Here is a 2,570-nt window from a genome sequence, read left to right on the forward strand (position 1 = left end):
GGCAGCGGAACGCGTACCCTGTAATGAGCCAGTACTGATTACACTGGGGATGAATGCAACGCATTACTTTGTTGCGAACCAAGTTGATTTCGACCAATTTAAGATTGACCGTGATCAGGCCGAGTCACGCCCCGACCCGTATTTGAATGACGGCAAAAAAACCAAAGATACTTGGGGCAGCAATGGCCTAGACACCCGAGATTTCGATACCAATGCAACCGAACACCTCGATATTGAATATGATGAGGCGCCCACACATGTCGAAAACATAAGCTATAGCCTACCGTCAAACAACCACAGCAGTCCCAGCCCGGACACCAAACACCAGTATTTACGTACTCGCATACTCGATACCAGTAGTGCTGGCTACCGCCTAGAGTGGCCAGAGTCGGCCCAAGTGCGAATTCGTACCGGCGAGTTACTTGGCATAAAAGTGAGCGACCACGAGGGGTGGCGCATAGCGGTGGTACGCTGGCTGCGCAGCGACGACATCCATCAGATTGGCATAGAAACTATCGCCTCCGCTGCAACGCCGTATAGCGTTAGGCTTATTCATTCCGGCCTGCCGGTGCAAGATTTCCAACGCGCCATGCTATTGCCCGGCGGGCAACTTGCCAAAGGCCCCCTATTACTATTGTCGACCGTTACCGGCTTTGCCGAAGGCCAAACAGTTGAACTAATTCGCCCCGGCCACACTATGCGGGTGAAGCTCGATAAGAAGATTGAAACATCCAATGCTTTCAAGCTATTCACCTTCCAAGATATTTCGCGTGCCGCCAACAAGCTCGACTCGTCAGCTGCCGAGCAAGAAAATAAAGGCGATTTCAATCAGCTTTGGGATATATTGTAAGTCTTCGGCGACGCCAGCATCACCACGTTAATGAGTAATTATGAGTAACGACACCGCGATCAATATTCTGCTGTTTTGCCTAGCGGACAATGACGCCGAACAAATCATTGCCTGCTGTCGCCGCGCAGGCCGAGTTGCCCACACCCTAAGCATTGAAACCGGCGAAAAGCTCGCCGAGGCCATTAGTGAACAAGCCTGGGATGTACTGATCTTTGATGCCGAGCGCGCACAACTTGACATCCAACGTTGCGGCCATTTACTGCGCAAGCACCACGCCGAATTATCCCTGATCTACATGGGGGAAGGTGACCCATTAAATCCACCTGATCCTGCGGTCATTGATATTATCAGCAAGTACGACATCCCAAAGCTGGTCGGCGCTGCGCTCCGTGAACAACGCAGCCAGACACTTCGCCGCCAATTAAAACAAAGTGAATTAGCCCTAAAAGAAGCGGAAGAACGCAATGACTTGCTACTAGCTGATCACCTCGACCCCCTTGCTTACATCACCGACGGCATGGTCATTTATGCCAACCCACCATTTTGCGAGCACATGGGCAACGATGATCTAGAAGGCTTCCCTATCGTTGATTTGATCACTAACAAAGATCAAGATCGCTTTAAAAATGCGCTTAAAAAGCAGCAATTACACAAAGACCAGCAACGACTTGAAATTTGTTTCGCACACAGTGATGGCCGCGAAATCAAAACCCTAATTACCTGCAATAGTGCAAATTACGACGGCGAAGAGTGCGTTCAGCTGAGCTTGCAAAACGGCGACAACAATAATCAGCTCAGCGGCTTAGACTTCAGCACGCAAATGAGCAATAAATATCGGTTTCAAGAAATTCTGCAGGAGTTTCTCGAAAACGAACGCAATAGCGACTCGTCCGCCATTCTGATCTCGATCGACCGCTTTAGTAAACTCCGCCAAAGCTCCAGCCTACTCGATGTTGAACAAATACTTGAGACCATTGGCAAACACGTTCGCGAGATCGTGCCAGCACAGTATTATGGCCGTGTTGCTGACGATATGATCGCCGCAATTTGTCACCACGTAAGTAGCGACGCGGCTTTAGAGATGGCACTAGAGCTTTGCAAAGCCATTGAAAATGATATCTTTGAAATCAAAAAGAAATCACTGCAGTGCACTACTAGCATTGCGATTATGCCCATCAACCACCTCACCCCGCCGCGGGCCAATATATTGCTGGACACCCTATTCCATGCCGCCGAGAAAATTTACCTCGCAGGTGGCAACAAGGCTGAAATTTGTCACCGAGAGCGCCAACAACTCAACACACTGGAAGCGGCAACCTCATTAGCCGACGAGGCCTTAAGCCAAGGCCGTCTCACACTACTTTTCCAACCTATGATCAATCTCGGTAATGCCGACGGTGATCACTACGAGGCCTCTTTAGACATTAAAGACTGGGTCGAGGGCGAAGTCACCGCCGGTGAAATAATGCGCGTCATTGAGCAAGAGCCCGATAACAATAAACTAGACCACTGGATTGTTGTAGAAGCAACTAAGCAGCTAGCCAAAGAACGTCAGACCGGCCAAGACTTAAAGCTGATAATCAACCTCAGTGGCAATGTATTTCACGACCCAGAATTTTGCTCTTGGCTCAGCGTGGCATTTAAGGCCGCGGGACTGCCACCGTCATCGGTGATATTGCAGTTCAATGAAGAGAGTATCGCCAACGCATTAAAGCCGGCC

2 protein-coding genes are annotated in these 2,570 nt (G+C 49.8%); both read left to right on the top strand.

Going from position 1 to position 2,570, the window contains the following annotated elements; translation table 11 throughout:
* On the top strand, positions 1 to 850 hold an 850-nt coding region (locus tag ABYT30_RS18320; RefSeq protein ID WP_373097957.1), incomplete at its 5' end, for a hypothetical protein.
* A 40-nt stretch (positions 851 to 890) separates the two neighbouring features.
* Positions 891 to 2,570, top strand: a 1,680-nt coding sequence (locus tag ABYT30_RS18325) for an EAL domain-containing protein (RefSeq protein ID WP_373097959.1), incomplete at its 3' end; no start/stop codon positions are given.

Source organism: Zhongshania sp., assembly GCF_041623545.1.
Lineage (GTDB): Bacteria > Pseudomonadota > Gammaproteobacteria > Pseudomonadales > Spongiibacteraceae > Spongiibacter.